The organism is Pasteurella oralis (assembly GCF_002850605.1).
GTDB classification, from domain to species: Bacteria; Pseudomonadota; Gammaproteobacteria; order Enterobacterales; family Pasteurellaceae; genus Pasteurella; species Pasteurella oralis.
On the sequence record NZ_NXGB01000008.1, the window covers coordinates 18,527 to 43,541 of the forward strand.

Sequence of the window (25,015 nt, forward strand, 5' to 3'; positions counted from 1 at the left end):
TTTCTACGACGAAGGATCCTGAGTATGATGCATTTATACAGAATATTGCTGATTTGTGCCGCACTTTTCCCAACCATACTATTAGCTAAAATCAAGGTAGAGCAGCCTATTATTTTTCCAGCACAATCAGGGCAACCTACTGCCATTTTTATGCGGTTGCACAATAATAGCAATCAAGAAGTAAGCCTCGCTATTGCACAAAGTGCAGACAAAGCTCGCTTGGAATTACATGGTACACAGAATGGGAAAATGCTCGAAGTCACTGGTATTCAAATTCCAGCCCAAAGCACTACGGAGCTGAAACGAGGTGGTTTACATATTATGGTATTTAATCTTGAGAAACCGCTTGTAGTCGGCGATGACTATCCAATTAGCTTATTTTTTGATAATGGCGAAATAATTGATATCAAAGCTAAAGTCGTTTCGCCTTAAACTCATTAATCAGGAAAAACGTTTTTCTTCTGTTTAAAGCAGATTACAATAAAACTCTCTTTTTGGACTAACTTAATGGAAGCATAATGCGTATCTTAGTGATTGGACCGTCTTGGGTCGGCGACATGATGATGTCGCACAGCTTATATCAAACCCTTAAACAGCAATACCCCCATTGTGACATTGATGTCATGGCTCCGAATTGGTGTAAACCATTATTAGCACGTATGCCAGAAGTGCGCCAAGCCATTACGATGCCATTAGGGCATGGAGACTTTGCTTTAGGCGAACGCTACCGTTTGGGAAAAGCGTTGCGCGATCAATACGATATAGCGATTATTTTACCTAATTCACTAAAATCGGCGTTTATTCCATTTTTTGCCAATATTCCACATCGTCGAGGTTGGAAAGGAGAAAGTCGCTATATTCTGCTCAATGATCTACGTAGTAACAAAAAAGCGTATCCAATGATGGTGCAACGTTACGTTGCGCTTGGCTACGATAAAGAAATGACTCCTACTGCAGAAAACTTAGTCTATCCGATACCTTACTTGCAAGTCGATCCTGTACAACAAGCAGCCACACTGGAAAAATTCAAAAACCAGACCGCACTTTGTCAACAACGACCAGCCATTGGCTTTTGCCCTGGCGCTGAATTTGGTCCAGCTAAACGCTGGCCACATTACCATTATGCTAAACTCGCTGAAATGCTAATTGAACAAGGGTATGCAATTCGTTTATTTGGCTCAAACAAAGATGAAAGCGTCGGAGAACAAATTCGCCAAGCTTTACCTGAACAACTCCGTCAATTCTGTCTGAATTTAGCAGGGCAAACTTCACTAAATGAAGCCGTCGATCTGATCGCAGATTGTGCCGCAATTGTAACGAATGATAGTGGATTAATGCATATTGCGGCGGCAGTTAAGCGCCCCTTAGTTGCACTTTATGGTCCAACAAGTCCAACCTATACACCACCGTTATCTGACCAAGCAGTGATTATTCGCTTAATTGAAGGCGGCTTAATTAAAGTACGCAAAGGAAAAGACAGTGAAGAAGGCTATCATCAAAGTTTGATTGATATTCAACCTGAAATGGTATTGGAAAAATTGACTGAGTTACTAAATAAAGTATGAAAATTTGTTTGATTAAGACCTCATCTATGGGTGATATTTTACACACATTGCCCGCCTTAACGGACGCTCAACGTGCAATGCCGAATCTAGAAGTCGATTGGGTGGTGGAAGAAAATTTTGTAGAAATTCCACATTGGCACAATGCAGTAAAACAGGTGATTCCTATTGCACTACGTCGTTGGCGAAAATCCCCTTTTTCTACGACAACACGAAATCAATGGAAAACCTACCGCACTTTATTACAAGCAGCACAATATGATGCGGTAATTGATGCACAAGGCTTATTCAAAAGCGCCTTTTTCGCCACCCGTTTAGCGAATGGCTGTAAACATGGCTACGATCGCCATTCTATTCGCGAACCTATTGCTGCATTGTTTTACGATAAACACTACGCGATTAGCTATCAACAACATGCCGTAGAACGTATCCGTCAACTATTTGCGCAAAGTTTAGGTTATCCATTACTAACCACACAAGGCGACTACGCGATTGCTAGCCATTTTCAACAACAACCCCTCACAACACCTTATGTACTGTTCTTCCATGGTACAACAAAAACAGATAAATTTTTACCTGACCACCAATGGCGTGAATTAGCAGAAAAACTGACCGCATTGGGTATACAAGTATGCCTACCTTGGTCTAATCCATTAGAAAAGCAACGCGCAGACTACATTGCACGAGGTCTACCTCTCGTACAGATTCTAGCCAAATCGAGTCTCTCGGAACTAGCCCAACACATTGTCGATGCCAAAGCCGTGATTTCCGTTGATACTGGCTTAGCCCATTTAACTGCGGCATTAGACAAACTCAACATTACCTTATATGGCGCAACAGATCCCAAACTCATTGGTGCTTATGGCAAAAATCAACATTATTTAGTCGCTGACAGTATGGCAAATATCCATAGTGATGAAATTTTGCAAAAACTGACCGCACTTCTTGCCCTTCCCCATTAACAATATGGCGCAACCTCTATTTGCGTTGCGCCATATTGTGATATTAAAAGCGTCCTAATGTTGTGTACTTATCCCAAAAACCAAGCATTTCATTGTAATACCAATTGAGCACAAATGTCTGAAGCGATGCACTAAGATAAGCAACAGGGACTGCCTGCATATCATCTAACTGTAAATCTTCAGCCAATCGTTCTAATGCCACTTCTAAAGATTGATTTAACCAAGGTTTAACCATGCCCTGAGGGTGATACTGTATAGCTTTATATTCAATATTAGACAACGCCTTACGATTATCTCGTTTCACATTCTCCATATCATAAAACGAAAATCCCCAAGCAGATTCATCATTGTATTTACATACTACCTCTTGCTCTGGCACACTTTGTCGAAAACGTGTCATCAAAGGTAAATTCGCCGATAATCGATTCGTATAGCGAGGATCCCAATACAAATTAACATGATTATCTTGAGGATTATTCAATAAACTAGCAATAACTTGATGTTCTAAATCGGCTAATTTTTCCGTCGGCTGCAAATTTTCTGGCTTCACAATGCGTGGCGTGGCTTGAATGTGTGCTAAATCACCTACTGAAATCAATTGCTCCAATTTATACGTTGTCAGCTTATTTAACTCACTTTCAAAACCAGGACGATGATAAATAGGCTTATTTGGTTCCCGTTTTGGCGATAAACCACGCCAGTTGGTTGGCAATAAATAAATATTTGGCTGCTCTGCCACTTTATCTGCACGATGTCGCCACACACGCCCCGCGAGCTGAATAATAGAGCGTATAGAAGAAGGATCAACAATCGCCCAATCATAATCATGATCCCGTCCTACTTCTGTGACTGGGCTACCGAGCACAATAAATACATGGTTTTTAGCAGGATGGCTCGCTAAAGCTGAAATGATTTCAGGTTGCTGATATAAATCCTGTGGCTGATGACGATCTAATAAACGATCCAGTTTTTCTTCTAAATGAGAACGCAGTAATAATAATTGTCTAGAATGATAACAACACAAATGGAAGCAATAATCTGCCAGCTCATCACCTGCCTGTTGTTGCAATAGCGCTTGCGCTATCGGAATCATCGGTCTGATATTCGAAAAACGCACCAAACCAACACTGACTTTTTTCTGGGTTCTGCTGTCAATTTCACCATGAAAGCTATGTAATTTTGCCGCATTCTTCAATAATTGTTCAGCCAATAATCGATAATCAAACATTTCATTTTCGTTAGGTGATAATGAGGGTAAAGTCAAAATCTCAGCTTTACGCCGTACAGGACTCTTCGCTAAATTTTCTGCACGCTGTAAGACAAACTGTTGGTGGCGCTGCATAAAAGCCTGCTCATTACCACAATCCATTTGTTGTTGCTGAAATTCGTCTACCCAAGCACAACAAACGGGTAATTCTGCAACAATTCCTTTTTGTTGATTATAAATTTTACGCCCTGCTTGATAAGCGCGGAATAAGCCCGTAATAAAATCTGGCGTGAGGGTTGCGGAAGAAAGTAATACACGACTGCCAAATAAGCCTGCTAAATGCACTAGACGACTCAACGCTGGTAAATCCTCTAGCCCAAAGTCATCGGGTTCATCCAAAATTAAATCTGACGTTAATAAACGTAATGTTGGCACAATATGGTGCCCACCGCGCACACTTTCGGATGCAGCAATAATATGATCTAAAGTACAACTGACGAGTGGTGCATACAGCAATTTCTTCATTGCTTGATCTTTCTTGGTTAAAAAATCTGAAATTTCTTCATTTTCGACCGCACTTTCAATATAAGCAGCCCCTTCAACTGTCATATTCTCGAACCATTGCTCGATACTTTCGCTCCCTTGCGCTGCTAGCTGCTGCGCTCGCTCTTGCTGCAACTCATATAATTTTCTGACCGCACTACTGCCCACTAACACCGCTAAATAATCTTGTTCTTTGGCATTCTTCAATTCCAAACGCTGGCTCAATGCGGTACCTGTTTGTAATGTCAGCACACGCAGACCTAAAGCAATCGTTAATCTCGCCCCTTTAGTAGGATCACTTAATGCATACATCATTTTGGCATTCGCAAACGTTTTACCACAGCCAGTACTCGCCATATTTACACCAAAAAATCCTTGCGTCTCGCTACTTTTTTGTAGCATCTTAGCCATGTTAACCACTTTGTTCTGCCAAGCAAATCTACTTCCGGCAGGTTTAGCAAAAGGTTTGTGTTGCTTAATGTACGGTAACTCTGTGCTAAACTTAGGCAACAAACGCGCAAATCGGCTCGCACTTTGACAAACACCTAACAAATGTTCATCTAACCTTTGTTTTTCATTGCCATCCTCATCTGTATTTGCTAGTAAAATACACTTTTTATCCCCTAAATCGGCATTTCTCGCTTGTGAAGAGTAATAATGATCACCAGCAATTAAAGATAAACGCGCTAATAACAAGACGAAGGGATCTTCAATGTAAGAATAGGAAAATAAGGCGCGATGATTGAGTGCTTTTTTTGCCCATCGCGTCATGACTTTCTGCCATGCTTGGCTTTGTGTCACTACATTGTCAAATTGCCAAAAATGTTGTGGTGTGGGATGTTGTAAGTCATTAAGCACCCAGCGTTCTATCGGGCGATAATGACTAAAAAAGGAATTAAAATCACGTTTGCAGTATCGCCGTAAATCCCTGAGATAATTTTTATTCTTTGTAAAAAAATTTTCACTAAATGGAAGACGATGATGAGAGGTAATTAACCAAATCAGTACTTGAGAAAGTGGTGGTAAATGGGCAAAACCTGCAAAATCTTTTCGCGCATCATCTTGAATAATATGGCTAAACCACTGGGGGTTTTCTTGTTCAAATTCTGCCCAATTAACGAATCGTATTAACCAATCTCGATCCGTTTCACAACCAACAATCATGGCTTCAAATAAACGTGCTGAAATCCATTCATGCCGATATGGATCTGCAGCTTTAGGTGCATTATTTGTTTTAATTAACTTGTTCTGAAAACCAACACTCGACTTGCCCAAATCATGTAACAATGCTGCAAGTGCGGTCAAAATTTGAACAGAATAAGCATCTTTCCAATTCACTTCATCTTCAGTACGTAAAATATTGCGCTGAGTACGATTTGTTGGTACACACCCTTGTTCATTAAATTGACGCTTATCACCAACAATCCATAATAACTCTGTCATATTTTTACCATGTGTCCAATAACAAGCTACCGCTGTATTTTTACGTGCAGTTTGGCGCAACATCTTATATAGGGTTTCCAACCCTGCTTGCGTAATAGCTGTTTGCCATACGCGATCACCACAACGTTCCGCAAATTGATCTAAGATACGACGTGTTTCAGTCAGCGCATTTTTCTGACATTGACTAACTAACAGAATATTCATCTAACGCTCCTTGTAAGGCAAGTTGTTTCAAGGTATCAATGATAATATCCAATGCCCCGAAGTGAAGAAGATTTTGAATACAAGCTTGGCGAAATTCTTTTTCTGACTCGCCATTTTGTGCGGAAATAAATGCTTGCGGTAAAATGAGACTGTCTTTAATAATATCCGCCGCATCAAACACCAATCCCCCTCGCCTTGTTTTGCCATGTAAAACCGCTAAACCATGTGGTAAGCCCAGTACCCAGCAAGCAGTTGCCCCTAAACCATAGGCTAAATAATTACCATGATCTAAAAACTGATTCACTGTATCAATACTATTCCCACGCTCACTCCGCTTAAAATCAGGATTATTCAGAGTTGCTTGATTTGCTAACGCATAAAGTTTTGTGGTCAAACGTCCTTCTGCTGCCAATAAGGCTTGGCTATGTTCCGCACGGATAAATTCTTGTTGATATTGCTGTACAAGTGCGGCGAGTTTTTCAGCAGAAAAATGCCATTCTAATTTAGCCCAAATAACCTCTAACAAAGATAATCGCCGTTGTTGTAATGTTTTGGCTACGGTTAAACGCTTCTCATCATCAAACCAAAATCGGCACCACTGTTGCAAATATTCCACTGGACGATACTCACTTTGAGGACTAAAAAATTCACAACCAATTTCTGCTTCCGTTCCATTGAATAAAGGTGTACCACCGCCACTACAAAAACCCACCATCACCCCTGCTTTTGACAACTCACGCATTGCAGCTTGAGTAATTGATGTACCACTCCCTAATAATAGGCAACTAGTATTGGCAATAGGGATATTCCAATATAATGATTCTTTTCCCTCATCAGTCACATATTCCACTCGCCCACCATTTAACAACACACGACAATGTTCTAAATAATAAATATTCGCTCGCTTAGAATGCATAATGGTTTTTAAATCTGATGAAACAATATAAGGTGTCTTACGCACAAAGCCCTCCTTTAACAAAAAATAGAAATATTAAAATTCAGTTTAAATACCGTCAAATCTCTGCAATATGCTTAAATAACACTCCTTATTTTAGTGCATAAACTATAGGATGTTTAACAGCAAAAACGGAACAGTTAAAAACTGAAATGTTTTCTAAGCCATCTATACGATGTTTAACGGATGTATTTGAAACAAATAACAGCAATTTAATTTCTAAGCCATCTATACGATGTTTAACATTACCTTTACTTGGGGATTTTGGATTCGTTGTTTCTAAGCCATCTATACGATGTTTAACCATTAAAGTAACTAAAACAACTTCTTTATCGTTTTCTAAGCCATCTATACGATGTTTAACGTTATGACGACCGATTAATCGCGCCACAGCTTTTTCTAAGCCATCTATACGATGTTTAACGATTAAAAGGTATAAAAACAGTTTCAGAAGACTTTCTAAGCCATCTATACGATGTTTAACAATTTATTAATATGCCAACTTTTGAGCATGAATTTCTAAGCCATCTATACGATGTTTAACGCTTGCGCTTGACGGCGAAAACTTACGAATTTTTTCTAAGCCATCTATACGATGTTTAACCAACGCTGGTGTGCGGATACCACACCCGTTAATTTCTAAGCCATCTATACGATGTTTAACTTAACTTTTTACCTGATCGCGTAACATGCGTATTTCTAAGCCATCTATACGATGTTTAACGCGCAATTCACCTTTAGGAGTAAAACGAAAGCTTTCTAAGCCATCTATACGATGTTTAACATATTTCATCATAAATCATATAAATAGCGCGATTTCTAAGCCATCTATACGATGTTTAACAAGATATGGTAGGGGCTTCTTGTGGCGTTTCTTTTCTAAGCCATCTATACGATGTTTAACATAATACTTTAGTTAAAAATGCAATAAGTGCATTTCTAAGCCATCTATACGATGTTTAACAAATAAGCGGATAAAACCGTGTTGACAGCAAATTTCTAAGCCATCTATACGATGTTTAACGTGATTTTTCAATATTTAAATCTTCAAGCTCTTTTCTAAGCCATCTATACGATGTTTAACAGCAACATTGCTGCACTGTGCAGTTTGCTAATTTTCTAAGCCATCTATACGATGTTTAACATCAGAATGCCAGCATTTATTGCTTCGATAAATTTCTAAGCCATCTATACGATGTTTAACTACATAACACTAACAAAAATTCATTTATTCTTCAAATTGTTAAAGAACATCTGAAAGAAAAACCCTTTTTTACAGTATATTTATAACCCTTTGATCTTATTAACTAATTTATCTAGCTAGAAAAAAGGGTTATAAATTAGGGTTAGAAGTGCGGCACCGTTGCCTTACTGCTTAGCCCATAACTACTAAATTGAGCAATATAAGGCTGAGATGTTTTATTGGCTTTTATTGCCAAAATAAAACGTTGATTTGTACTTGCACTTTTTAAATGTACATGTGGAAAATAGGGCGTGTTTTGTTGGCGTTGTTGCATTTCCTCACGAATCCCTTCATGCCATTTATCAATACTTTTTAAAAACTTTTCCGTACGACTAATAGCACTTTGCCCTTTACGACGGGCACGACTATAACAACGATACTCTATTGCTGAAGGCGTTTTTTTCACTTCACTAATTAAGGCATAATCTTGCAACCCCGCTTGTAACAATTGTAGATATAGCTGATCACAATCAGATTGGTTACCAAAAACACGCAAAATACCGCCAAGTGTGCGTCCTAATCCATAAGCGGGAAAAGCGACGCCCATTCGCCCTTCAAAGTGCGGTAAGAATTTATGTAATATTTGCATACAATGTCCAACTACTTCACTTTGTAGCATATCCATTTGCGGAATTGCTTTCAGTTCAATGTAATGGCTTGTCATAATTATTCCTTACCGCTTGCCCCAAAGACACCACCACGGATTAAAACACTCATCACATAATGTTGTTGTTCAATGCTTGGGGCTTCACCTTTAAGCACCCACTTATCAAATAGCGTATAAAAATCCAGTTTTGCTTTAGGTTGGCGAAATGCGGTCCCTAACGTAGTCACTGCACCATAAGGTTCTGCAGCAATTGGGAAAGCCACTTCATCTGCATACCAAGTATCGATCGTGCGAATCGCATTACCCACTTTCTGGGAATGCATGCCTGCTTTTTGATTAATTTCATATAAAATTTTGCTTTTGCGATTAGTCGTTGAGTTATCTAACACAAGTTCTTGTGATGGATATACTTCTTGACCATACCCCATATTGGCATAAGCTGTGATATAAAGAATCACAAATTTTTCACCGAGTAAGCCTGATTTAATTTCAGCTGCAATACGTTGAATCTTACTATCTTCATATGTAAAGCTGTTTAAGGAAAATTGTTTCGCATCATCAAAACGAATAATTTCCTCACCACACTTCACTTCTATTTGAATATGCTCAGCCCCCATACGATTACGCCATAACCAACGGGCATTAACGATATTCATTGCATAACGCTTAGCTAATTCATCAATACCTGTTTGCGTCAAATATTGCTGTACTACCGTCATCACTTGCTGTTGATAATGCTGATCGTTACACACATTTGGTCGCCCAGTAAATGGCAGCACTTTCATACTAAAACTGGCAACTAGAGTATCCTTGTCATTATCTAACGTTGCCACATCAACACGCTGTAAATTCGCTTTTTCGGTTTCTGCATCCAATTTCGCGGGATCATTTGTAATCGCATTTTTAAGGCGATTCGAAATCGTACCACGCACTGATTTTTCACGGATGCGCAATGCGGTAAGCTCATCTTGATCATTTTTACTGTCTTTTTGGCTAAAAATCGCATCTGAAATATCCAAGTTACGTTCAAATGCTAATACGCTTGGGGTTGATAATTTACTCATTATTATTCTCCTTGTGAAATCAGATAAAGGTTATTTTGTGGAGCGCGATAGCGCCAAAAACATTGGGAAAGAGCATCAGGTAAGCTAAATGGGAAAACCCACTTGCCTAAACTATAAATAGTTTCAACATATTGGCTTGGATATTGTGTCGTACGGCAATGCTGTAATTGCCCCGCATCAAACAAAGGGGAAATCGCTTGATATCCCACAGGCATTGGTACTAGCCAGCCTCGATCTTGTTTAACACTGTAGACTTGCCAATCAAGTGAGCTTGCTTGTGGATGATTTGGAATATGGTGTAAGGTTGCCATTTCTAACAATGCATCAAGTGCGGTCGCTTCTGGCTGAATGTTGATTTGTGATGATTGTGAATTACCATCTTCGTCTAATAGATCTACGCGCAATCCCGTCTGTAGCTCTGTTGTAATATTAACCAAATCTGCCTTCGCATCCATCAGCACAAAGGCGGGCATTAAAGCAAATGGAATATCCAGTTCTTCTGCTAAGCTAAATAATTGTACATCACCAATCTTTAAGACCGAACCACCTGCAATGCGCTGTTGCCATAATAACTGCTTACATTCCTGTAAGAACTGTTGTGCAGTTTGGCTTTGTTTATTTTCCAACGCATCATATAAATGTTGATCAGGTACATGCATTTCAACGACTAACGAAACATCTAAATGGATCTTACCTTCTTCAATAATAGAGGCAGATTTACCATCTCGTTTGATTGGATTACGGGTTTGCTTAAAAGTACGGTCAGAAAATGGCGAATTTTGATAGGTTTGTAGTTCATAATCGTGACACGCGATCATCACGCCACCTAATTGCACATTATGATGAGTTAACTTACGACTCAGTGCATGAATAGCGCCAGTAAACCCTGTTAATGCAGGAAAACCATAACTTAACGGACCAGAAATCGCATTGGCGCCCTGTAGTTTAATGTGATCAAATAAAATATAGTAATCAGTTTGAAACATATCTCCTCCTAGGAATGGCGTAAACGATAGCGTAGGGAGCGACGTATATTACGACGCCATTCGTTATATTCTGCATCAGCAAAATCATGCGCTAATTTAGGGAAACGGCGTTGTAAACATCGGTTTAACCATAAAGCGAAACTACGTTCTACTTCTGCCACCCAATCTCCTTTTTCACGTTCTGCACGAAATGCTTCTTCCTCGACTAATTCTGTGCGCTTTGGATCAAGCCAGTACTTTTCATGCATATTTAATTGATATTCTTTCGACCACCCTGCTGGTAACCGTTGGTATAAACTAGCGTGAAATAGCAATGTCCTTAAAATAATATTTAAGGCATCAATTCGCTCGTCACGTACTTGATAAATATTTTTTTTATTTTTTATCACTTCATACAATTGACGTAAGCCATAACGGCATGTATATGCCAATCTATCATTAAAAATAGTATTCTGACTCTTTGTGATTTTAAGCTGACCTGAAAAAGACATAATAGGGGGTAAGGAAGGTAATAAATAATTACGCCCTCCTTGTGCACTCATTAACTGAGATATATTTTGTGGTTTGCTCCCACCTAAAACGACTGTGACGAGCTGGTTAATGGAAAGGTAACTTACTTGCTCAGATGTTTTTTTATATCGATTCTCACGGGCTTGTTTATTTTGTTCAGAATACCGATTTTGATTAATTTTTTGATAGAAAGCATGAGTTAGAGAAGAGGGATAAAGTGGAATTAAACACGTATAATCATCATCTTCAATTGCATTCTCACTATTAGCCCATAATAGTTGTTTATTACGTTCGTGAGTACTTGGTTGAGTTAAGTCGCCTTTAAGGGCTTGTTGAAACTGTTGTTTATATTGTTCAGATAATGCGAGATCATCAGCAAAACAACCGATTAATTGTGGATCATCCGAGAGTAAAAGATCTCGTAATTTTAACTGTTTTTGTTCATCCACAATAATATTAAAAAATGCAGCTAATGGAAGGGCAGCAGCATTTCCATTAGCATCTAATACTAAATTGATAGCACTCTGTGAACCGACATATTGATTGGATAAATCAGTCTCAGCTTGGAAAGTAACATTATCCCCCTTTGCATCGGGGTGAATACCTTTGGCGATATGTGTACCAAATTGCAGTTGCTTTGCCATGATATTAGCGGCATTAGCCACCCAATTATCAAATCGGTACTTTTCATCAAATTCTCGAATGCTCTCAGAGAGCTGCTCTATTTCTGCATTAGAGGTTGCTTTTTCGAGAGCCTTACGTTCTTTTTCAGATTTTTTATAATTTTGCTCTTGTAGAAAAGCTAAAATATATTGTTTAATATTTGAACTCATGATTAAATGCCCTTATCAAAATAAATAGATTATTATCTTAGCAACTAACAGCAACTGCTTAGCAATCGTCGCTATATTCTCTATTTTGCGTTTTTGTTCTAAAACTGGTTTTTCTATAGTAGGAACATTTATTTGCTGGTAAATAGTTATAGAAGTTTTATTACATCCTTTAATATAGATATCATTTTTTCTTTTATGTTTGTTCATATTACTACCTCTTTAAAGGTGATTAATTTAAGATCATTCTACGAATAAGATCTAATTATGTCAATAAATTTTTTAGATAAAAAATACTCATGATTACATGGATGAAAATGAAGATGAATAAGATACATAAATTACATGTAAGAAAGAGCAAAGAAAACCGCCTATACGGCGGTAACAAAACATATAAAGAATGCACAAGAGTACATTTTCTAAGCCACTTTTCAGCGGTCCTTTAGTCTATCGCACTTTCTATAAAACTCAAACTAACTTTTTCAACTGATACAAATACGCCAGTGCTTGTTTTGGACTCAGTTCATCAGGATCAAGTTTTTCGAGCATTTCCCAAACTGCATGTTTACCATCATCTTCTTCCATTAGCGCTAATTCGCCTTGCGTCTGATTGAGTTGGCGTAAATCTTGAATGCGCTGGTCAGCATTTTGTTGTGATAGCTTTTCTAATTGTGCTAATTTTTGCTTTGCCAGTTTAATGACCGATTGTGGTACACCCGCTAAGGCGGCTACCGCTAAACCGTAGCTTTTGTTTGCTGCGCCTTCTTGTACGGAATGCATAAATGCGATGGTATCATTATGTTCTAACGCATCTAAATGTACATTTGCACTACCAGCCAGCTGTTCTGGTAATACGGTCAGCTCAAAATAGTGCGTGGCAAATAATGTCAGTGAGCGTAATTTTTTCGCAAGCCATTCCGCGCATGCCCAAGCCAATGATAAGCCATCATAAGTCGAAGTACCGCGCCCAATTTCATCAATGAGTACCAAACTCTGTGCCGTGGCTTGATGTAAAATATTCGCCATTTCGGTCATTTCTACCATAAAAGTAGAACGCCCAGAGGCTAAATCATCTGACGCACCAATACGGGTAAAAATACGATCAATCGGTCCAATCAGTGCGTGTTCTGCGGGCACAAAACTACCCATATACGCCATTAAGGTAATCAATGCCGTCTGACGCATATAGGTACTTTTACCGCCCATATTGGGTCCAGTAATAATCAATAGATGACGTTGCGAGTTGAGTTGTACTGGATTTGCAATAAACGGCTCTTTCAAAACTTGTTCTACTACGGGATGACGTCCCTGTTGAATATGCACACCAATCTCATCACTAAATTGTGGGGCGATATAATTTAAGCGCTCTGCTCTTTCCGCCAAATTCGTTAGCACGTCTAGTTCCGCTAAAGTCAAACTCGCTAGCTGCAAAGCGCCCAAGTGCGGTAATAGTTCATCAAAAATTTGTTCATACAACTGTTTTTCTAAGGCTAAAGCAGCACCTTTAGCTTTTAACACTTTATCTTCGTAAGTTTTCAGCTCAGGAATAATATAACGTTCTGCATTTTTAAGGGTCTGGCGGCGGACATAATGCATTGGTGCTTTATGCGTTTGCCCTTGACTAATCTGGATATAATAACCATGTACTGCATTAAAACCGATTTTTAAGGTATCAATACCTGTACTTTCACGTTCACGACGTTCTAAATCTTCTAAATAACGCGTTGCGCCATCTGACAAACTACGCCATTCATCAAGTTCTGCATTATAACCTTCTGCAATTACCCCCCCATCACGAATTAACATCGGCGGGTTATCAATTAATGCGCGTTGTAATAAATCAAGTTGTTGAGCAAACTCACCTATCGGCTGTAAAAGTGCGGTCAGATTTGGTGAAATTTGCTGTTGTAAAATTTGACGAATTGCGGGAATTTGCGCTAATGCTGTGCGTAAACGTGTGAGATCGCGCGGACGTGCAGAACGCAATGCTACACGTGCTAAAATCCGCTCCATATCACCAATCTGGTGTAAATGTGGTTGCAGCTCTGACACTAAATCTTGTGTTAAAATTGCACTTATTGTTTGTTGACGCTGAGTAAGCTTTTCTACATCACGAATCGGTTGATGAATCCAACGCTTCAACAAACGACTGCCCATTGCAGTAACACACTTATCTAAGACTGAAGCTAACGTGTTTTCAGTGCCTCCGGCTAAATTTTGAGTTAACTCTAAATTACGGCGCGTTGCTGCATCCAATTGAATATTTTCAGTATGTTGTAAAAGTGTAATGCTTTGAATATGGGGCAGCGCAGTACGTTGAGTATCTTTTGCATATTGCAATAAACAACCTGCGGCGCATAAGCCTAAAATCGCTTTTTCAACGCCAAATCCACGTAGATCTTTGGTATTAAATTGACGATTGAGTAATTGTACTGCCGTGCCTAATTCAAATTCCCAAATAGGACGACGACGCAATCCCTTGAAATGTTCAATGGCAGAAAAATCCGCAAGATCTTCACAATATAGAATCTCTACAGGGGAAATACGCTGTAATTCTGCCTGTAAACTGGCTTGATCTTCTGGCTCACTAATTTGAAAGCGTCCAGAACTCATATCTAGAATGGCTAAACCAAAACGTGTTTTTTCTTGATACAGTGCTGCAATCAGATTGTCTTGACGTTCTGGTAACAAACTTTCATCACTTATGGTACCAGGTGTGACAATGCGCACCACTTTACGTTCAACCGGCCCTTTGGCTGTGGCAGGATCGCCGACTTGTTCACAAATCGCTACCGATTCACCCAATTGCACTAACTTAGCCAAATAACCTTCAACTGCATGATAAGGAACCCCAGCCATTGGAATAGGCTGTCCTGCGGACTGTCCACGCTTAGTTAATGAAATATCAAGCAATGCTGCCGCTTTTTTCGCATCATCATAAAATAGCTCATAAAAATCCCCCATGCGATAAAACAACAAAATATCGGGATTTTCTGCTTTAAGTGCGATGTATTGTCGCATCATTGGCGTATGCAATTCTAAGTTATCCATGCTTATCTCTATAATCAATAACAAAAGTGCGGTCTATTTTCGCATAAAATGGCGGGACAAAATATAGCTTTATCCAGACAAAAAAGCAGGCATTCTGATGATTGCCTGCTTTTTGTTTACTGTAAAAAAGAGTTATTCACATATTTCTTCAGTTTGTACCGATTTCACTGCTTTATTAATCAATTCCGTGAGTTGAATTTCACTATTCACTTCAGTATTAAAGATTTGCCCGCCCGTTAAATTCGCTAAACAATCAGTGGCATTCCAAGGTGAGTTAATACTCACTATATTGACTTTTAATTTTGGACGACGTTGTAGCGCTTGTTGAATTAACTGACAAGGATCGCGGAAAGTACAATCGCCATTACCTTCAGTAATTAATAAAATCAACGCTTCTCTTTCAATACCATCCACCATTGTCAATGCTTTCTCTAATCCTTCATAAATTGGTGTGCCTGGCACTTGGTTTTGACGGACTTTCATTTGATTGATTTTTTGTTTCAATGTTTCACGTTGCCCAGAAGTAAAAATACCATGCGAGACCGCTGCGGATGTTTTTTTACTTTTACTTAAACAACTTTTTAATTCTACTAAGCCAATATCAATATTCGGATCAATGGATGCTAAAATATTATTGACCGCCACTTTTGAAGCGGTCGAACGATTTGGCTTACGATACATGTAATCAATGTCCTTTTGGGGAACTGCTTCACGTGCTAAGCGTTTATCAAAATCATCAATCTTTTTAATCCCTTCTTTAATCGTATAGCGCATGCCTGAGGCATTATTGAAAATAATCGCCATTTGTGGTGCTTCTGCAGGAATAATTTTCTGACGGCATACTTTCTCTGGCGGCGCAGGTTCCACTTTCGGCGCTTCTTCTTTCGGCTCATCCACTTTGACAGGTTCAGGCGGTGTTTGCTTTGGCTGTTCAATAATAGGTTCTACTTTCACAGGCTCAACAGCAGGCACACGCAACCAGAACCACCATAATAGGAAAGCAAGCAACAGTAATAATAAAGGTAATAGCCACCAACACCAACGATGACGATTATTTGTCACAGGTACTGGCGTGACAGGCATAGGTTCCGTCGGCTTTTCACCAATCCCCCAACCCGTAATCACAGGTTCATTATTAACTAAATAAATTTGTCTGGTGTGATGACTTGCACCTTCAACTAATTGCGTTAAAAGTTGAGATTGTGCTGTACTAATCTGTCCTTTACTGCTCAGTTCTTGATTCAGTTGACGAATTGCATTTAAACGCTGCATTAAGTGCGGTTGAATTTCAGCCAATTTTTTCTGATCAGCTTGGCTATTAGCTAATAATTGTGGCTGACCTTGTAAATCAGTATACCACTCAATTATTTTGTCATCCACTTGCAGCACTGGACGCGCAAATAAAGTGACTGTGCTTGGTGGCAAATGGCGCAATAAAATCCCTTCAATTTCCGAATAATGTGAAAGGAGTTCAATGGCTTCTTGATTTTCTGTTTGTATAGAAAAACGTGCTAAACGTTGCATGTTAACCTCTCACTATTTACATACTTCAACTTCCGTGATTGGTTTCACGGCTTGATTAATCATGTTAATCAATTGCTTCTGGCTATTTGCAGTAAAGACTTTACCACCCGTCGCTTTAGCAACACAGTTTGCCCCTTTGGCACCGCCAATATCGACGACATTAATTTTTAAACGAGGCTGATGCTTGGCAATTTGTCTTGCTAAAGCACAAACATCCCCCACTTCACAAGAATCTTCCCCATCACTTAAAATTAAAATGAAACCATCACGTTTTTTACCATCAACCATACCCGCTGCTTTTTGTAAGCCACTATATAAAGGCGTACCACCTGCGACAGGATCGTTATCAGGCGCTGGCTGCATGGAGCTTATTTTGGCACGTAATTGTTTACGTTTAGCTGGGCTGTAATAACCATGATTATTGGCAGCAGGGCAACCTCTTAACTCCACTAAACCAATATCCACAGTTTTAGCGATACTATTGATAATGCTAGAAGACGATTTTTTCGCCACCTCTAGACGATTTGGTGAACGACGCATATAAGCAAAATCTTCTGGGGTGACTAAATTACGATCCCAACGCCAATGGAACTGTTCAATACTCTGATTATTTTCTAATAAGGAATACAACATGGATCTCGAATTATCAAAAATAATCACCATCTGTGGACTTTCCCCCGGTTTGGTTGAAATTGAACACACTTTTTTCGGTGGTTCAGCGACTTTTGGCTTTTCAGGCTGTACAGGTTTTAAGGCAACCTCTTCTGTTTTCGTTGGCTCGACTACTTTTTCTTGTACAGGCTCTTGTTTAACTGGTTCTGTCAACTCTGGCTGTACAGGCTCAACTTTAGGCAGCTCTGGTTTGACTTCTTCTACTTTTTTACTTTCTTTTGGCTGCTCAATCACAGGAGGCGTCTTAACAGCTTCAGGCGGCTTTTCAGCAGCACGTAACCAAAACCACCACCAAAGCGATAGCGCTAACAGTAATAATAACAAAGGTAATAACCACCAACACCAAGGGCGTTTTTTTACTGGTGGTACAATTGGTGGTGGCGGTGCAGCAGGTTTCTCACCAATTCCCCACCCTGTAATGACTGGCTCATTATTAACTACATAAATTTGTTTGGTGTTATGGCTTGCACCTTCAACTAACAAAGTAAGCCAACGTGATTGTTCGGCACTAATCGCCCCTTGTCTAACTAAATCTTGATTTAATTGGGCAATTGCTTGCAAACGCTGCTCTAAGTGCGGTCGAATTTCAACAAATTTTTGTTGATCTGCAACATTGTTACCTAATAGATAAGGTTGTCCTTGTAAATCACTATACCATTCAATCGTTTTACCATCCGCTTGCACTTCTGGACGCGCAAATAATGTCGCAGTGCTCGGGGGCAAATGGCGCACAATAATATGCATTAACTCGTCATAACGAGACAACAAATCTATAGCAGACTGATTTTCATTTTGAATAGTAAAACGGGCTAAACGTTGCATAACTCTTTCCAATGAAATTGATAAAAAATAGGCAGCCATTAGACTGCCTAATCAAGCTCAATTAAATACCGCTTGCGGCTTGTAATGCTTCTAGCTTACGCTGTAATGCTTTGACTTCAGCTTGTTTGGCTTCTTCACTTGCCGTAGAGCCATTGATATTTTTCAACTGTTGCTCCACTTTTTTCACCTCAGCCAACACATCATCTCTGCCTTTCGCTTTTTGTTTAAGCTGTGCCGCATAATCGCTGACAGATTTATTCAACTGTGCTAACTCAGCTTTTTTTTGCGCTAAGGTGCGTTGCGATGCTTTCGCTTTTTTCTGTGCAGTTGCATATTCTTTATTTAGCGCAGTGTTTTTACTTTTTTCACTTTGTAATGTCTGTTCTTTTTCTCGAACACGACTATCATAAGTGCCAGAAGTAGAACATACCATTTTATTCCACACACTAGATTCAACACTTGGGTCACATTGTTCTGGTGTGACGGAACAAGCTGTCAACGCAAATATGGCAGATGCTAAAAATGTTAACTTTAATCCTTTCATAACTTACCCTATTTGAATTGCTGAACGTTGTTTAGAAGAGGCGTCAACTAAACGCTCATAAGCTGCAATTTGTTTATTCAAACTGGCAATTTCTGCTTCAAAACGCCCTACATTTAAGCCATTTGATTTTTCTTTACTTGCCACTTCACGTAAAGTCTGTGCTCTTTTCTTCATTGATGCTAAATTACTTTGTGCAGCTTTAATATCCGCATCAATTTGCACTAATTGTTTTTGTGCGTCCGCTTTTTGAATCGCACCTGATTTTAATTGTTTGTTCAAATTCGCTAAAGCACGATTATTTTTATCGAGCTGTGTTTTCGCTTTTGATGTCGCTTTTCTAACCATCTCTGAATTTTTACGTGTTTCAGCAATATAAGAATTTAAGCGATCTTCTTTTTTCGAATAGGCTTTACGTTGTTTCTCAAGATAATAGTTAGTCCCCATTAATGCACCACAGCCGACCGCAGCACCAGCCACACCAGCGACTGTTGCCGTTGATGCATTTTTACCTGCTAATAATGCTGTACCCGCACCAAGCACCGCACCACCAGCAGCGCCCCAAGCACAAGCACTTAAACCTGAATCACTAAAAAATTCAGCCTCTTCACCAGTAGATAAGCTACTTTTCGTGCCAAAATAACTTGAACCTGCATTTTGACAGCCACTTAACGCAATTGCTGCAGAAAGTGTCAAGACACTAAAGATTGATTTGCTTGATTTTTTCATTTTAGTTCCCCTGTTTGATTTGAGTACATTTATCTAGCCATTGCTGGCGATTTATTTTGCCATCTTGATAATATTGTTCAAGATGTCGCCAATAAAGATCAACATATTGAGTTAAATTCCCCTTACCACTACTCTTCACGATATTATTTGTTCGATCAACTTGTGCTTGAATCGTGGCTTTATGATAAGTTGCTGAACTGGCTACAATTGTATCAGCATAATATTTCAACACAAAATCCCGTGCTTTTTCTGATTCTAACAAGCGATTTCTGGCATTGGTTTCTTTATCCGAGTTTGGATAAAGTGCGGTCATGGCTTCAACAATTTTGTTATTTTGCTCAACTTCACCTTGTAAATCTGACACATTAGCGCATAAAAAAGCACCGAGTTGTAAAGCTGAACGAACTGCTGAATCACGTTGTTCATCACGTTCTAAATTAGCCGCACGCAATTGCTCTTTCGTATTATTTAACTCTTGTTTTAATTTTTCATCCAACGTATTGTTCGCAAGCTGCTCTAACTTATCGACAATTTTCGTATTTTCACCTTGATCGCTCGCTTGGTTATCTTGCCCTAAAGCCGCCCACTCTTTTTCCATCAACTTAATTCGTTCACTTGATGTTAATAATGGTGCCGCGATAACAACGCGAAAGCCCATATCTTTAGCCTTTTTCGCTCCATTTTGATCATAAAATGGAATTTCTAAACGCAATACATTGTTCACATCAGCTTCAGATTTTAAATAGCTCCCACCACGTGAAATAATACCGCCATCTTGCCCATGATAACGGTTTAACTTGTTCATTTTAAAACTATCAAACATCATTTCACTGGCATTACCTAAAGTATCAAATAACCCCAATGGGTTGGGTTTTAAGCGACCAATAATCTGTAAACGACCATTGGCCGACTTCGCATTATTAAACCATGCATAATTAATCAAGCTACCTTCCATCGGAAAGACTTTTTCACGAAATTCCGATGGAGTCACTGCCATACCACCACGGGAAGCAAATTCCCACTCGGTATTGGTCGGTAAACGCACAAAACCTACTATCCCATCTTCTTTAGGAAGCTTATCTTTCGCATTTTTAAGCAACCATTCATTATATTTTTGAGTAAAGCTCATCGCATCAAACCAACTTAAATGAGTCATTGGCAATAAACCTTTCATATTGGGCGCACTGCATTTTTCACTCATCACAGCTTGATATTGCGACTCCGTAACCTCGTATTTCGCAATCAAAAAGAAACGTTCTTGGTTTTTATCCGCAAAACCACCTGCAATGTAATTAGGCGTTGCATATTCTGCGTAGCCATCTTGCTCACTATTACCACCTAAAGTCACGGGCATATCTTCCAATGGCTTATGCGTATTTGTTTTTACGACACGAAACACCATACTGCCTTCACAAGGTAAAGGCAAAATCACATCATTTTCTAATGGTTGAGGGTTATAAAATTTTTCTTCCCATGCTCCCTGTGCTGTAGCACTGATTAAACTGATCACTAGAAAAGAATAGGCATATTTAAACATCACGTAAACTCTCCGCTGGTTGAATACGTATTGCACGCATAGCACCAATTGTTGCCACAATTGCGGCTAAAATAAAGGCAAGGATAAATGCTGAAACTAAATGCAATGGATGTAAGCTACTAATAAAATGCGTGTCAGCTAAATTACTGGTCAATATTTGATTAAATAGCTGACTACCGACTAAGAAAAAAAGATAAGAGAGTATAAAAGCTGCACTACTTAAAATAACCGCTTGCAAAACCAAATAGCCCATCACACCAAGTGACTGGAAACCGAGCAAGCGTAGCACCGCAATTTCTTTGCGTTTACGATCAATATTCGCTAAAAAGGCACCAATTAAAGAGAGAATGCAGCCGATGACGGATGTCATCGCAATAACCATAAAAATCACATTTAGTACTGAATCAATAGCCTTGACATTTTCTATTGCTTTCGCTTCTGTTCGTGTATCAATATTCTTCTCGCGCAATTTTAATGCCAAAGGGGCAACATCCTCTAAACTCGTGGCATAAATTCTAGCGCGTGCAAATGTCGTCCTTGCCTGTTCGTTTGTTTTACCTTGCATGTTTGGAAAAAGTGCGGTCTGTAATCCATCGCGAAAGTCTTCAATCCCAACTAATGTGGCTAAATGCACAAACGCTGCCGCCCGAGTAAATTGCGATTCGGGCAATATACCCTCAACTATCAATTCAACAATGCCTTTTTCTGTGACACCTTCGTACTTTCGCGTAGCAAGTAATGCCACTTTATCACCAACGTTAACTGCTAATTTTTCCGCCGCTAATGCGCTTAATACCATGCCCTGTGCATGCTGCAATTGCTGTTGTGCTAATACAGGATCACCAGATTCTGTCGGTAATAGCTCGACATCTGATATAAAACGTCGAGTGTCACTACGTAAATCAACAATTGTATTGAGTGAGCGAGTCAATGGCATCACAAAACCTGCTTCTGGTTGCTGTTTTAACCATGCAAACCAATCTGGTGATAAATTTAAATTACCGACAATTTTAACTTCCAAATTACGTGGGTCATTAACAAGTTGTGAACGCAGCTGCGAAACAATTCCATATTTCAAACTAAATAACAGTAACAATGGCGCAATCACCGCAATCAAGGAAGCGATAATACAAAAAGACACCTTGCGATCATATAACAAATCACGCAATGCTAACTTACTCAACAAATTCACTTTTTGTATCAATGCCATGTGCTATTCACTTTTTCAACTTAAGATTCGCTAAATACCGCTTGCCGCGCTGAAACTAAATGCGCTTGCAAGGTTCGCAGCTGTTTACGCTGAGTTAATTCCCAATCATGAGTTACTAACAATACAGAAATCTGTTGTTGTGCAACCAACTTCAAAATCAACTCAAATAATACATCTGCATGATAAGGATCAAGGGCAGAAGTCGGTTCATCTGCCAATAACAACAAAGGTTTATGCGCGACTGCGCGAATAAAGGCGACTCTTTGGCGTTCGCCGATTGACAATTGTTTTGGATATTTACTGAGTAAGTGATTAATATTTAATTCATCACACAAGAAGCTTATCCATTGTTGATCCATTTCAGATTGCAACAATGCATTAGGCAACGCAATATTTTGAGCTACGCTTAAAAAAGGCAGTAAACCACCATGCTGTAGCATGAAACCCAATTTTTCAGCCCGAATACTTGCCAAAGCCCTTTGATTTTGTTGCTGAATCAAGGGGTGAATGTCCACTAACACTGACTGTTTTCCTAATTGAAAATGAGACAATTGTTCTGGTTTAAGAATTAAACCAATCATTTCTAATAAGGTACTTTTTCCACAGCCGCTCGTTCCCTGAATCGCAACAACCCCACCATCATTTAAGCTCAAATGCGGTAAAGAAACGGTAAAGCGTTGTTCTCCTTTACCCCTCGTCACAGACATATTTTCAATGATCAGCACAAAGTTATCCTTATCCTGTTATGGTAATGCTTCCAATGGGACGGGATAGACAAAATCACGTGGATCACTTCCTTCAGATAAGGATATCCAGCGACTCTGATCTTCATTAAATACACGGTAATGACGCAACTTACTGTGTAGCTCACGAATGAATTTCTCTTGTTCTTGTACACTCATTCCTTTCCAAGTTTCTTCATCAATCGAGGTGACTTGGCTCTTATAAGGGATATCATCAAGATATTCGCCTAGTAAGCCTAAATCAGCGATTTTAGTCGAACTTTGTGTTTTGATTTTACTTGGATCTTGCCCCATTGCTGCGGCTACAGAGCGTAACTGAGCAAACATGTCATTAGGTGAAATTAATCCTTCATTTGCCGCATCAGCAATTTTTTTCACCACATCACTTAAATCACTTAATTGTGACTTTGTCAGCAATACACGTGCCTCTGCAGTTGGTACGCTTGGCTTCGCAAAGTCTTTATCACTGATCCATGCTTTAAACACTGGCGGTGCTTTTGTTCCTTTAGTTGTCCCTAAATAAGCTAATTGCATTGCTTTGCCTAATAACATCGCATCTTGCTCAATTTCTGAAGTGGGTGCAGGTACAGGCGTTGAAACTTTTTCTTTTTCGACCGCACTTAATGCACTGCCTGCTGCCATTTCACCACGATAAGCTAATTTTACTTGCGCCGTTAAGGCTTTGGCTAATGTACTGATCTTTTCACCAAACTCATTCACATCGCCCGCATTCACTGGATAATATAAGGCTTTATTTAAATAATTATTAAAAGCAAGATCTGTATATTGTGCTTGCGCTTGCTCATGATTTTTAGCGCCTGAAGGTGTTTTTAAATGTAATGCATAGATCGCAACACCACGATGCTGTGCTTCTAAACGTAATTGCTTAGCATCTAATCCTGTAGTAGAAATGGGATTATCTCCTTCAATCGCTCCCGCATCGGTAATCAAAACAATGTAACGCGCACCAAATTCATTCCATTGAATTTCATTCAACGCCTGATTAATACCTGCATAAGCATCTTCGCTAAATTCTTTACTCGATACTTTGGCTTGTTTCAACGACGCCACTTTTTGCATAAAGTCCTTACCATCTTTTACCGTCGTTGGATCAACAAACATTTTCGAAGTGTATTCCAATTCTTTCACCGCTTTCGTACTAGAACGAAACGCGACTAAACCAAACTTGACTTGCTTACCTAAATTTTCTTTTTCAATTTGCTCATACACTTGTTTAATCGCTTCACGTGTACGGTTAATATAAGGATCCATAGAAATAGTAGAGTCAATGACAAACACGACTGCCGCACTAAAACCAACAACTTCTTGTGGATCGGTATCTTTCCCTTTAGCGGCTTTTGTCGGGTAAGTTTGGCTGGTTTTACTCACAGTAGGGTCGGTAGTAGATTTGGCTAAAGCATGATCGTCTTTACTGACAGAAGCAACTTCTAAAGCACGTTCATAAAAACCCTTCGCATTCATTACTTCTTCACCTTGCAAAATCGGCAATAAATAGAAATTCTTTTGAAAATCGATAAACTCAGCAGGTTCCTGCGCCAATACAGCGGGATTTGTCTTGTTATCCGCTAAATCTTGCCGAATAGGTGCTACAACTTGCATAGGATCATTGGCATTAATGACTTTATCTAACTCAGCACGATCTTTGAAAAATAACAGACGATCACGATCAGATGGATTCGTAAAAACTAACGTCATTTGCATATTCCATGGCACAGCACAACTTTCATCTAACCAACCCACTGTTTTACCAAAAGTATCTGGTCCCACTTTGACAACAGTTTTACCTGCGACATTTTCACGTTGATACACATAATAACGAGAAAATGCAGGGATTTTCTTCCCTGTTTTAGCTGTATTGTTTTCCAATAATTCACAAGTTGGTGTACTTAGCACACGTTGGTACAACGTGGTTTTTCCTGCTTGTAATAAGGGTTTTTCATTTGCCAATGCATGAGCACTTAAAGGCAATGCCAAACATAATGCATATAAAAGTGCCAAGTTCAATTTAGCCATAATTTCATTCCTCTCCATGTGGAAAAATGGATTCCA

19 protein-coding genes and 1 CRISPR repeat array are annotated in these 25,015 nt (G+C 39.3%); of the genes, 3 read left to right on the forward strand and 16 right to left on the reverse strand.

Annotated features, from left to right (window positions below; translation table 11 throughout):
* Nucleotides 1-24 precede the first annotated feature (24 nt).
* From C0975_RS09590 to rfaC, 3 genes are all read left to right on the forward strand, one after another.
* The gene (locus C0975_RS09590; protein ID WP_101776172.1) at nt 25-432 is read left to right on the forward strand and encodes a copper chaperone PCu(A)C; all 408 of its coding nucleotides are present in this window, start codon (nt 25-27) and stop codon (nt 430-432) included.
* A gap of 86 nt (nt 433-518) precedes the next feature.
* A complete protein-coding gene (waaF, locus tag C0975_RS09595) occupies nt 519-1,565 on the forward strand; it encodes a lipopolysaccharide heptosyltransferase II (RefSeq protein WP_101776173.1) in 1,047 nt (348 codons plus the stop codon).
* Nucleotides 1,562-2,524, forward strand: coding sequence for a lipopolysaccharide heptosyltransferase RfaC (rfaC, locus tag C0975_RS09600; RefSeq protein ID WP_101776174.1), 963 nt, complete (start codon nt 1,562-1,564; stop codon nt 2,522-2,524). The genes waaF and rfaC overlap by 4 nt, the downstream gene beginning before the upstream one ends.
* A 43-nt stretch (nt 2,525-2,567) precedes the next feature.
* Here rfaC and cas3f read toward each other — a convergent pair whose 3' ends face one another.
* From cas3f to C0975_RS09680, 16 genes are all read right to left on the reverse strand, one after another.
* The gene (cas3f, locus tag C0975_RS09605) at nt 2,568-5,921 is read right to left on the reverse strand and encodes a type I-F CRISPR-associated helicase Cas3f (RefSeq protein WP_101776175.1); all 3,354 of its coding nucleotides are present in this window, start codon (nt 5,919-5,921) and stop codon (nt 2,568-2,570) included.
* The gene (gene cas1f, locus C0975_RS09610) at nt 5,902-6,882 is read right to left on the reverse strand and encodes a type I-F CRISPR-associated endonuclease Cas1f (protein ID WP_101776176.1); all 981 of its coding nucleotides are present in this window, start codon (nt 6,880-6,882) and stop codon (nt 5,902-5,904) included. Before cas1f ends, cas3f begins: the two co-directional genes overlap by 20 nt.
* A 150-nt stretch (nt 6,883-7,032) precedes the next feature.
* A CRISPR array of direct repeats spans nt 7,033-8,080; the repeat unit is 28 nt; unit sequence TTTCTAAGCCATCTATACGATGTTTAAC.
* Between the two features lie 142 nt (nt 8,081-8,222).
* The gene (gene cas6f / locus C0975_RS09615) at nt 8,223-8,783 is read right to left on the reverse strand and encodes a type I-F CRISPR-associated endoribonuclease Cas6/Csy4 (protein WP_101776177.1); all 561 of its coding nucleotides are present in this window, start codon (nt 8,781-8,783) and stop codon (nt 8,223-8,225) included.
* 2 nt (nt 8,784-8,785) lie between these two features.
* Nucleotides 8,786-9,790 carry a type I-F CRISPR-associated protein Csy3 gene (gene csy3 / locus C0975_RS09620; RefSeq protein WP_101776178.1) on the reverse strand — a complete coding sequence of 335 codons (1,005 nt, stop codon included), beginning with the start codon at nt 9,788-9,790 and terminating at the stop codon, nt 8,786-8,788.
* A 2-nt stretch (nt 9,791-9,792) separates the two neighbouring features.
* The gene (gene csy2 / locus C0975_RS09625) at nt 9,793-10,776 is read right to left on the reverse strand and encodes a type I-F CRISPR-associated protein Csy2 (protein ID WP_101776179.1); all 984 of its coding nucleotides are present in this window, start codon (nt 10,774-10,776) and stop codon (nt 9,793-9,795) included.
* An 8-nt stretch (nt 10,777-10,784) separates the two neighbouring features.
* A complete protein-coding gene (gene csy1 / locus C0975_RS09630; protein ID WP_101776180.1) occupies nt 10,785-12,119 on the reverse strand; it encodes a type I-F CRISPR-associated protein Csy1 in 1,335 nt (444 codons plus the stop codon).
* Between the two features lie 15 nt (nt 12,120-12,134).
* Nucleotides 12,135-12,326 (reverse strand): hypothetical protein, encoded by a 192-nt coding sequence (locus C0975_RS09635; RefSeq protein ID WP_101776181.1) that lies wholly within the window; start codon nt 12,324-12,326, stop codon nt 12,135-12,137.
* A 258-nt stretch (nt 12,327-12,584) separates the two neighbouring features.
* Nucleotides 12,585-15,167: a DNA mismatch repair protein MutS gene (mutS, locus tag C0975_RS09640; protein WP_101776182.1), complete on the reverse strand. Its 2,583-nt coding sequence runs from the start codon at nt 15,165-15,167 to the stop codon at nt 12,585-12,587.
* A gap of 132 nt (nt 15,168-15,299) precedes the next feature.
* Nucleotides 15,300-16,691, reverse strand: coding sequence for a hypothetical protein (locus tag C0975_RS09645; protein WP_101776183.1), 1,392 nt, complete (start codon nt 16,689-16,691; stop codon nt 15,300-15,302).
* A 12-nt stretch (nt 16,692-16,703) separates the two neighbouring features.
* Complete coding sequence (locus tag C0975_RS09650) at nt 16,704-18,185, reverse strand: hypothetical protein (protein WP_101776236.1); 1,482 nt, start codon at nt 18,183-18,185, stop codon at nt 16,704-16,706.
* Nucleotides 18,186-18,246: 61 nt separating this feature from the next.
* The gene (locus C0975_RS09655; protein WP_101776184.1) at nt 18,247-18,729 is read right to left on the reverse strand and encodes a hypothetical protein; all 483 of its coding nucleotides are present in this window, start codon (nt 18,727-18,729) and stop codon (nt 18,247-18,249) included.
* 3 nt (nt 18,730-18,732) lie between these two features.
* Nucleotides 18,733-19,455, reverse strand: coding sequence for a hypothetical protein (locus C0975_RS09660; protein ID WP_101776185.1), 723 nt, complete (start codon nt 19,453-19,455; stop codon nt 18,733-18,735).
* A gap of 1 nt (nt 19,456) precedes the next feature.
* Nucleotides 19,457-20,992 (reverse strand): SUMF1/EgtB/PvdO family nonheme iron enzyme, encoded by a 1,536-nt coding sequence (locus C0975_RS09665; RefSeq protein ID WP_101776186.1) that lies wholly within the window; start codon nt 20,990-20,992, stop codon nt 19,457-19,459.
* Nucleotides 20,985-22,202, reverse strand: coding sequence for an ABC transporter permease (locus tag C0975_RS09670; protein WP_101776187.1), 1,218 nt, complete (start codon nt 22,200-22,202; stop codon nt 20,985-20,987). The genes C0975_RS09665 and C0975_RS09670 overlap by 8 nt, the downstream gene beginning before the upstream one ends.
* Before the next feature lie 20 nt (nt 22,203-22,222).
* Nucleotides 22,223-22,927: an ABC transporter ATP-binding protein gene (locus C0975_RS09675; RefSeq protein ID WP_101776188.1), complete on the reverse strand. Its 705-nt coding sequence runs from the start codon at nt 22,925-22,927 to the stop codon at nt 22,223-22,225.
* An 18-nt stretch (nt 22,928-22,945) separates the two neighbouring features.
* Entirely contained in the window at nt 22,946-24,979 is a 2,034-nt protein-coding gene (locus C0975_RS09680) for a vWA domain-containing protein (RefSeq protein ID WP_101776189.1), read from the reverse strand.
* Between the last annotated feature and the right edge of the window lie 36 nt (nt 24,980-25,015).

Bases quoted from the DNA above. Each gene is read 5' to 3' on its own strand.
- C0975_RS09650 (WP_101776236.1), bottom strand. From the start codon at position 18,185: ATGCAACGTTTAGCCCGTTTTACTATTCAAAATGAAAATCAGTCTGCT.
- C0975_RS09670 (WP_101776187.1), bottom strand. From the start codon at position 22,202: ATGGCATTGATACAAAAAGTGAATTTGTTGAGTAAGTTAGCATTGCGT.
- C0975_RS09590 (WP_101776172.1), top strand. From the start codon at position 25: ATGATGCATTTATACAGAATATTGCTGATTTGTGCCGCACTTTTCCCA.
- csy3 (WP_101776178.1), bottom strand. From the start codon at position 9,790: ATGAGTAAATTATCAACCCCAAGCGTATTAGCATTTGAACGTAACTTG.
- C0975_RS09660 (WP_101776185.1), bottom strand. From the start codon at position 19,455: ATGAAAAAATCAAGCAAATCAATCTTTAGTGTCTTGACACTTTCTGCA.
- mutS (WP_101776182.1), bottom strand. From the start codon at position 15,167: ATGGATAACTTAGAATTGCATACGCCAATGATGCGACAATACATCGCA.
- C0975_RS09665 (WP_101776186.1), bottom strand. From the start codon at position 20,992: ATGTTTAAATATGCCTATTCTTTTCTAGTGATCAGTTTAATCAGTGCT.
- csy1 (WP_101776180.1), bottom strand. From the start codon at position 12,119: ATGAGTTCAAATATTAAACAATATATTTTAGCTTTTCTACAAGAGCAA.
- C0975_RS09680 (WP_101776189.1), bottom strand. From the start codon at position 24,979: ATGGCTAAATTGAACTTGGCACTTTTATATGCATTATGTTTGGCATTG.
- C0975_RS09655 (WP_101776184.1), bottom strand. From the start codon at position 18,729: ATGAAAGGATTAAAGTTAACATTTTTAGCATCTGCCATATTTGCGTTG.
- rfaC (WP_101776174.1), top strand. From the start codon at position 1,562: ATGAAAATTTGTTTGATTAAGACCTCATCTATGGGTGATATTTTACAC.
- C0975_RS09645 (WP_101776183.1), bottom strand. From the start codon at position 16,691: ATGCAACGTTTAGCACGTTTTTCTATACAAACAGAAAATCAAGAAGCC.
- cas6f (WP_101776177.1), bottom strand. From the start codon at position 8,783: ATGACAAGCCATTACATTGAACTGAAAGCAATTCCGCAAATGGATATG.
- cas3f (WP_101776175.1), bottom strand. From the start codon at position 5,921: ATGAATATTCTGTTAGTTAGTCAATGTCAGAAAAATGCGCTGACTGAA.
- csy2 (WP_101776179.1), bottom strand. From the start codon at position 10,776: ATGTTTCAAACTGATTACTATATTTTATTTGATCACATTAAACTACAG.
- waaF (WP_101776173.1), top strand. From the start codon at position 519: ATGCGTATCTTAGTGATTGGACCGTCTTGGGTCGGCGACATGATGATG.
- C0975_RS09635 (WP_101776181.1), bottom strand. From the start codon at position 12,326: ATGAACAAACATAAAAGAAAAAATGATATCTATATTAAAGGATGTAAT.